A 7,560-nucleotide genomic window follows, 5' to 3' on the forward strand; every position below is an offset into this window, starting at 1 on the left:
ATTTTACTCATTCGCTCAAAAGCGACTTTATTAATATATCATAATTAAGTTATCAATGTCAATAACTTTTTATGTGTTGCGCTGTCGCTTGTGACGACTTTTCATATATTACAGTACAACCTCCAATTGGTCAATAGTTTTTATTCAATTAAATATAATTGTTTTTTGAGCAGAAAAAAACCGCTGTTTTTCAGCGGCAGTTTAGATTTAGATGATAAACTTTTGAATGGCAGCCAGGGCCACTAATCCTGGAATTCCAAGAAATCCTGATACAGCTGATGTTGCAAAATTAATAGGCACATGAATACCAAAACTATTACCCGCTGTATTTAAGAAGAATAATAGCAGTGCTCCAATTAATAATTTGACAACTGCTTGACCAATAAATCTTGCTGGCTTAAAAGGAGCCCCAGAAAACAAAAGAATAAGTACGAGCCCGCCTAATATCGAAATGATTATAATTGGTTCCAAAAAGCTATCCCCCTTCAACTCCTTTTATAACAACATATGTACAAGTTATAAAAAATAGACCTTGAATTGGAATAGCTTAATATTTACCTTTTAATACTAACATTTCTTTCTTTTGCTTCCTTTAATAGAAAGAAGTACTTTGCTTGGGCAATTTTTGTCTGACAAATCGCTTCCTCCGAAGGATCAAAACTTTTATCTAACAATTGTTTTTGCTCCCGCCAATGTTCTTTATACTCCTGTAACTGAGTTAAAAGTTTTCCATCAAACTCTTTCCGCAGCCACCCTTTACGCTTAAAAAACATCGTTATTCCCCCGATACTTATCTAGCTGCAGCGCCTAGGAAAAAATGAACTGCTTTTTTCCCAAGGCACTTCAGCTTTTCGGTTTAAATTTCTCTTCTTCCCTCGAGAGCTTTAGATAGTGTAACTTCGTCTGCGTATTCCAGGTCTCCTCCAACAGGAAGTCCATGAGCAATCCTTGTGATTTTTATACCTGATGGTTTCAGCAAACGAGAAATATACATCGCCGTTGCCTCTCCTTCAATATTTGGATTCGTCGCTAATATCACTTCCTGTACAGTTTCATCATGAAGACGCTTTAGGAGGTCAGGAATATTAATATCCTCCGGACCTATTCCATCCATTGGTGAAATTGCACCATGCAGAACATGGTACTTACCACTGAATTCCTTCATTTTTTCCATCGCAATGACATCCTTTGGATCTTGAACAACACAAATTGTACTCTTATCTCGGCGTTGGTCTTCACATATATAGCATGGATCCTGATCTGTAATATGACCACAGACAGAACAATAGGTTAAATTTCGTTTGGCATTTACAAGTGCTTTAGCAAAATCCAGCACAGTATCTTCCTTCATACTTAAAACATAAAAGGCCAAACGACCAGCAGTTTTGGGTCCGATACCAGGCAGCTTCATGAAACTGTCAATCAACTTAGAAATCGGTTCTGGATAATGCATTCGTTATTATTCCTCTCCTAGAAAAGCATATGCGCCTTTAAAAGGCGCATATGCTTGATCATCATTAATTAAAATGGAAGATTCATTCCTTTTGTAAATTGACCCATCGTATTGTTTGTGAGCTCTTCAACCTTCTTTAAAGCATCATTTGTTGCTGCTAAAACAAGATCTTGAAGCATTTCGATGTCGTCAGGGTCTACAGCTTCAGGTTTAATTTGTACGTCTACCACTTCTTTATGTCCTGTTACAATGACAGTTACCATGCCGCCGCCAGCTGTTCCTTCAATCTTCTGTTGTCCTAATTCTTCTTGTGCCTCAGCCATTTTCTTTTGCATTTTTTGCATTTGCTTCATCATATTTTGCATATTACCCATTCCACCACGCATATTTCCTTCAACCTCCAATTAATTAGTCAATTATTTCAACAAATTCAGCACCGAACAAGTTTTTGGCCTCCGCAATATGCGGCTCTTCTTCTGGTTTAGACTCAAGAATTTCACCTTCCACGTGATGCTGGGTACTTAAGAAGTTTTCTCTAATCGAAACCCATTGTTCTTCTGGTACCCCAAGAACTAGATACTTATTTCCTGTTAGCTCTTGAAGAGCAAGCGTAATCGTCTCGATAAAACGGTTATTATCCATGGCCATTTGACAATGAATTTCATGTTTAAATTTTAAAATAAAAGCATTGGCTGAAGCCGCAGCAGGCTCTGCTTCATTTAATAAAGCTGCATGAGATTTCATTAACCGTCCTCTCATGTCACCCCATTTGCTTTTAATTTGATTTAAATCATTCTTTGTTGCATTCTTTAATACTTCATTTATTCTACCAACAGCAGGCTGAAATCCTTTTCTTGAACTTCTTTGTGCAGGCTTTTGTGCAGTCTGTGTTGCTGCATCCTGGACAACCGCTGGTCCATTCGTTTTTAACTGTTGTAGTTCATGCTCAAGCTGTTCTATTTTGGTAAACAGTTGTGCCATTTGTCCAGAAGGCATTTGCTCAACCTGCTTTACCTCTGTTTGACACAGCTTAACAATCGCAACTTCTAAAAAGATTCTCGGATGGTTAGTCCAGCGCATATCCTGTTGGGTTTTATTTAACAATTCAATGAGCTGGTAAATCTGGTCATAAGGAACAGATTCAGCAATTTGACGGAAATCCTCGTCTAACAAGACTCTATCTAATGACTCTTCAAGATTTGGTGCTGTTTTATATAGCAGCATATCTCGGTAGTATAAAATAAAATCCTCAATAAATCTTGAAGGATCCTTCCCATGAAATAACAATTCCTCTAAGGCTTCTAAACCGCTGGCTACATCTTTTTCCAGAACTGACCTTGCAAGCTTGTTTAAGAAACCCTGTGAAACAGATCCCGTTACCGTTAAAGCATCTTCAACAGTTACACTTTCTTGGCTAAAGGAAATAGCTTGGTCCAAAAGGCTTAATGCGTCACGCATACCGCCCTCAGCCGCCCTCGCAATCATTTTTAGAGCATCCTCTTCGCAATTAACCCCAGTTTCTTCGACGATTAACTTCATTCGATTTACAATAGATTGTGCTGTAATCCGTCTAAAATCAAATCGTTGACATCTAGAAATAATGGTCAGAGGTATTTTGTGAGGCTCAGTCGTAGCTAAAATGAAGATAACATGCTGAGGCGGCTCTTCTAATGTTTTTAACAAGGCATTAAAGGCACTAATCGATAGCATATGTACTTCATCAATTATATAGACCTTGTAGCGAACAGAAGTTGGTGCGAACTTTACCTTATCTAGAACATCCCGCATTTCTTCCACTCTGGAGTTGGAAGCTGCGTCAAATTCAAGCACATCAGATATCGTTCCATTCGTAATCCCCTTGCAGGCAGCACATTCATTACAGGGTTCAGAAACGGGTGCTCGTTCACAATTTACTGCTTTAGCCAATATTTTTGCTGCACTTGTTTTACCAGTTCCTCGCGGCCCATTAAATAAATAGGCATGGGAAATTTTTTGTTGAAGTAGGGCGTTTTGCAATGTTTTCGTTACATGTTCTTGTCCTACTACATCAATAAATTGCTGAGGACGCCAAACACGATATAAAGCCTGATAAGCCAAAAACATCGCCCCCTCCAAAGTTTCTATCCTATCCATTATAACTTAACCCTTTTCATTTTTTCAATTTTTCTAGGAGAATACAAAAAAACTCATCTCTTCAATGAGATGAGTTGCTTTTACATTATAAACTGCCGTGCACCTTCCGTCGACTTCGCACCCATAGGCGCTGCTTAAGCAGTTAGCTCGGCCCAGGCCACCCTGCGGCACATGGGAGCTTCCACTTAATGCTGCTTCCTTCCGGACCTGACATGGTTCATGGATTCCCATTGCGCAGGACCCGGGCGTCAACACCACTTACTTAAGGCGGACCCTACAGGATACCAGCCTCGGGAAGGGATTCAGCCTCGCTAGAGCGGATTGCGAGTACAGGGCACCGCTACCTCCCCGCCTAGCACGGCAAAGTTGATAATAATTTTAGGCGCCTTATATGACGCCTTTTTAGTATACTAACTTTCAACAAAAAAATCAATCTTTATCAATTGTAAATTCCTGTAAGGATTGTTTTTTTATTAATTTCCTTTGTTCTCGCAGCTTACGAAAGAAGTCGGAAAGTAACTGACCGCACTCTGCTTCCAGCACACCGCTCTTTACTTCACTTTGATGATTGAACCGTTCATCCTGCAGGAGATTCATAAACGTTCCTGCGCATCCTCCCTTTGGATCTGATGCACCAAAAACTACTCTGCTTACCCTTGATAGTATAATTGCTCCTGAGCACATTGCACAGGGCTCTAGAGTGACATATAGATGTGCATTCTCTAGACGCCATGAACCTGTTTCATTACATGCTTGTTCAATCGCAAGGAGCTCAGCATGGGCAACCGCACTTTGTTTACTTTCACGTAAATTATGTGCGCGGGAAATAATTTTTCCATCGATAACGAGAATTGCTCCAATTGGCACCTCTCGTAAATCTTCTGCCTTCTTCGCTTCCTTAATAGCTTCTCTCATATAGTATTCATCAGTAAATTCTTCAATTGTCATGGAGATTACCGCCTTACATTATCTTCAGCATTTCCACCGGAATATTGATATTTTTTCCATTATATCATGAATCAAACCTTTCACTCATAGAATAGATGTAGCGTTCTTGCTTAGGAGGGGAAGAATATGCAAATTCATGTTGTGAAAAGTAATGAATCCTTAACAACCATTGCCAGGACCTATAACACAACAGTTAATGATATTGTTGAAGCAAATGACATCCCTAATCCAAATAATCTTGTCGTCGGTCAAGCAATGGTGATTCCGATCGTTGGCAGTTTTTATTATGTACAGCCAGGTGACAGTCTATGGTCTATCGGACAAAAAACAGGCGTGCCTTATCAACAAATTGCCTCAGTTAATCATATTTCATTAAACCAGCAGCTCTATGTTGGATTTCGTCTTTATATCCCGCAGGCATCTAAAAGAAGAGCAGAATTTAATGCATATGTAGAACCCCGTGGTACAACTGTAGCCCCCATCTTAGAAAGCAGTGCACGGGAAGCAGCGCCCTACTTAACCTACCTGGCACCATTTAGCTTTCAAGCTCTTCGTGATGGATCTTTAAAGGAACCCTTATTAAATAATTTCCCAGCCATCGCGAGAGCCAATCGAAATGTTTTAATGATGGTCATCAATAACCAAGAAAATGACCAATTTAGCGATGAATTAGGCCGTATTTTACTTAATGATATCCCCATTCAAGATAGATTCTTAAATAATATTGTGGCTACTGCAAAGAAATACGGGTTTCGAGATATTCATTTTGATTTTGAATTTTTACGGCCAGCAGACCGAGAAGCCTATAACGCATTTTTACGAAAGGCAAAGGCACGGTTCCAAAGGGAAGGCTGGTTAATGTCAACTGCCCTTGCCCCTAAAACAAGTGCTACACAAAAGGGAAAGTGGTATGAAGGCCATGATTACCGGGCACACGGACAGATTGCTGATTTTGTTGTTATTATGACCTATGAGTGGGGCTACAGCGGCGGTCCTGCCATGGCTGTTTCCCCTATTGATCAGGTTCGTAGAGTATTAGAATATGCGATAACGGAAATGCCCCCGAATAAAATTATGATGGGACAGAACTTATATGGATACGACTGGACACTTCCATTTGTTCAAGGCTCTGTAGCAAAAGCAGTTAGTCCACAACAAGCAATTGAACTTGCAGCTAGATACAAGGTTCAGATTCAGTATGATACAAAGGCACAGGCTCCTTTCTTCCGTTATACTGCTGAAGACGGCAAGCGGCATGAAGTTTGGTTTGAGGATGCCCGCTCCATTCAGGCAAAGTTTAATTTGATTAAAGAATTAAAGATTCGAGGTATGAGTTATTGGAAGCTTGGCTTAGCGTTTCCGCAAAATTGGCTGTTAATTGTTGAAAATTTCAATGTGGTCAAAAGAAGTTAATATTATTTCTTAACATAAACTGCCGTCATTCGGCAGTTTTTTCATATATTCGACATTAAAATACTTTCTTCTATAATTTCCATATCCCTTCCTGTGCCAGATTATGATAATATATTATTTGTGCCTTTAGTGAAATTCGAATTAGTACTTCCGGCATATTGCTGGTTAAACATAGAAATTGCAGGCAGTTGGAGAAGGAGGACATGCAATGGGGTATACTCCCTTTATAACCGTTGAAGGGCCGATTGGTGTAGGAAAGACATCTCTCGCAAAAGCCATTTCAGATCAATTTAATTTTGCATTATTAAAAGAAATCGTTGATGAAAATCCATTTTTGGGGAAGTTTTATGACAATATTGAGGAATGGAGTTTCCAAACGGAAATGTTTTTCCTATGCAATCGCTATAAGCAATTAGGGGATATAAATACCCACTTCTTAAGTAAAAGTCAGGCTGTTGTAGCAGATTACAATATTTTAAAAAACTTAATTTTTGCCCAGAGGACTTTAAACCCCGATGAATATCAAAAATACTATAAAATATATCAGCTCCTAACAGAAGACATGCCAAAGCCAAATGTAATTATCTATCTCAATGCGAGTCTAGATACTCTTCTAAAGCGAATTAAAATAAGAGGACGCGAAGTAGAGAAAAATATCAGTCCCTTATATATAGAGCAGCTATCCATTGATTACGAACAAACGATAACGAGCTTTGAGCAAACACATCCAGAAATTCCTGTTCTGCGCTTTAATGGTGATGAATTAGATTTTGTTAAAAATGAAGATGATTTAAATTTTATTATTGAAAAGCTTATAGGCTCATTAAAAAAAAGCAGCACGACAAACACAGTATGAGAATTGGGGGATGTAAGTGAGTATCGTTATTGGTGGTATGATAGGTCTTGGTAAAACTAGTGTAGCTGATACATTAAATGCACATTTTCAAAAAAGCGGCATTGAGAGTAAGGTTTTTTATGAGACTGTTGATGATAATCCAATCCTTCCTCTCTATTACGAATTAACACCTGAAGAATTAGACGCAAGAAGAATTCCTTTCCTTTTACAATTGTTTTTCTTAAATAAACGATTTAAAACGGTTAAAGATTGTGTGAGTTGGAGAGAACCTATTTACACGATTCAAGATCGTTCTATTTATGAAGATTGGTATTTTGCATATGTAAATAAAAATCTAGGCAGAATATCTGAACTCGAATTTAAAATATATGAAGATTTAGTTGAAAACATGATGGAAGAGTTAAATGAACTTCCTAAAAAGGCTCCTGATTTAATGGTTTATTTAAAAGGCTCTTTCGATACGGTAATTGATCGTATTATGGCCCGGGGCAGAAGCTTTGAAATTAACCCTGAACTGAAAGAATATTACTTTGAGGTTTGGAAGGGTTATGATGAGTGGGTTATTAATAATTATAATGCTAGTGATGTCTTGATTATTGACATGGACAATACGGATGTTGTTAAAAGACCAGAAGATGCGATAAGAGTATGTCGTGAAGTGGATGAGCGATTAAAGGAACTTTTAAATATGACAAAAGCACATATTGGGTAATCCAATATGTGCTTCTTTTTTATTATTTGGCTGTGTTAAATTAGG

At 38.4% G+C, this 7,560-nt stretch carries 9 protein-coding genes and 1 other RNA gene; 3 read left to right on the forward strand and 7 right to left on the reverse strand.

Annotated features, from left to right (window positions below):
* Positions 1 to 207 precede the first annotated feature (207 nt).
* From CHI06_RS27940 to tadA, 7 genes are all read right to left on the reverse strand, one after another.
* Positions 208 to 471 (reverse strand): pro-sigmaK processing inhibitor BofA family protein, encoded by a 264-nt coding sequence (locus CHI06_RS27940; RefSeq protein ID WP_095251904.1) that lies wholly within the window; start codon positions 469 to 471, stop codon positions 208 to 210.
* 83 nt (positions 472 to 554) lie between these two features.
* Positions 555 to 773: a YaaL family protein gene (locus CHI06_RS27945; protein ID WP_095251905.1), complete on the reverse strand. Its 219-nt coding sequence runs from the start codon at positions 771 to 773 to the stop codon at positions 555 to 557.
* An 83-nt stretch (positions 774 to 856) separates the two neighbouring features.
* Positions 857 to 1,453 carry a recombination mediator RecR gene (gene recR, locus CHI06_RS27950; RefSeq protein WP_095251906.1) on the reverse strand — a complete coding sequence of 199 codons (597 nt, stop codon included), beginning with the start codon at positions 1,451 to 1,453 and terminating at the stop codon, positions 857 to 859.
* A gap of 68 nt (positions 1,454 to 1,521) precedes the next feature.
* On the reverse strand, positions 1,522 to 1,839 hold the full coding sequence (locus CHI06_RS27955) for a YbaB/EbfC family nucleoid-associated protein (RefSeq protein ID WP_045519285.1): 318 nt from the start codon (positions 1,837 to 1,839) through the stop codon (positions 1,522 to 1,524).
* 22 nt (positions 1,840 to 1,861) lie between these two features.
* Positions 1,862 to 3,550 carry a DNA polymerase III subunit gamma/tau gene (gene dnaX / locus CHI06_RS27960; RefSeq protein ID WP_095251907.1) on the reverse strand — a complete coding sequence of 563 codons (1,689 nt, stop codon included), beginning with the start codon at positions 3,548 to 3,550 and terminating at the stop codon, positions 1,862 to 1,864.
* Positions 3,551 to 3,681: 131 nt separating this feature from the next.
* An RNA gene (ffs, locus tag CHI06_RS27965) (signal recognition particle sRNA large type) lies at positions 3,682 to 3,947 on the reverse strand.
* Between the two features lie 68 nt (positions 3,948 to 4,015).
* Positions 4,016 to 4,534, reverse strand: a complete 519-nt coding sequence (tadA, locus tag CHI06_RS27970; RefSeq protein ID WP_095251908.1) for a tRNA adenosine(34) deaminase TadA — start codon at positions 4,532 to 4,534, stop codon at positions 4,016 to 4,018.
* A gap of 126 nt (positions 4,535 to 4,660) precedes the next feature.
* Here tadA and CHI06_RS27975 point away from each other — a divergent pair, with 126 nt between their 5' ends.
* From CHI06_RS27975 to CHI06_RS27985, 3 genes are all read left to right on the forward strand, one after another.
* Positions 4,661 to 5,947 carry a glycoside hydrolase family 18 protein gene (locus CHI06_RS27975; RefSeq protein WP_095251909.1) on the forward strand — a complete coding sequence of 429 codons (1,287 nt, stop codon included), beginning with the start codon at positions 4,661 to 4,663 and terminating at the stop codon, positions 5,945 to 5,947.
* A 208-nt stretch (positions 5,948 to 6,155) separates the two neighbouring features.
* Positions 6,156 to 6,803: a deoxynucleoside kinase gene (locus CHI06_RS27980; protein WP_095251910.1), complete on the forward strand. Its 648-nt coding sequence runs from the start codon at positions 6,156 to 6,158 to the stop codon at positions 6,801 to 6,803.
* Between the two features lie 16 nt (positions 6,804 to 6,819).
* Positions 6,820 to 7,515 carry a deoxynucleoside kinase gene (locus tag CHI06_RS27985; protein ID WP_095251911.1) on the forward strand — a complete coding sequence of 232 codons (696 nt, stop codon included), beginning with the start codon at positions 6,820 to 6,822 and terminating at the stop codon, positions 7,513 to 7,515.
* The last annotated feature ends 45 nt before the right edge of the window (positions 7,516 to 7,560 follow it).

It is taken from the genome of Bacillus sp. 7884-1, from assembly GCF_002272245.1.
GTDB lineage: Bacteria > Bacillota > Bacilli > Bacillales > Cytobacillaceae > Neobacillus.

Coding starts and splice junctions, on each gene's coding strand:
- CHI06_RS27945 (WP_095251905.1), bottom strand. CDS start 773: ATGTTTTTTAAGCGTAAAGGGTGGCTGCGGAAAGAGTTTGATGGAAAA.
- recR (WP_095251906.1), bottom strand. CDS start 1,453: ATGCATTATCCAGAACCGATTTCTAAGTTGATTGACAGTTTCATGAAG.
- CHI06_RS27955 (WP_045519285.1), bottom strand. CDS start 1,839: ATGCGTGGTGGAATGGGTAATATGCAAAATATGATGAAGCAAATGCAA.
- tadA (WP_095251908.1), bottom strand. CDS start 4,534: ATGACAATTGAAGAATTTACTGATGAATACTATATGAGAGAAGCTATT.
- CHI06_RS27975 (WP_095251909.1), top strand. CDS start 4,661: ATGCAAATTCATGTTGTGAAAAGTAATGAATCCTTAACAACCATTGCC.
- CHI06_RS27980 (WP_095251910.1), top strand. CDS start 6,156: ATGGGGTATACTCCCTTTATAACCGTTGAAGGGCCGATTGGTGTAGGA.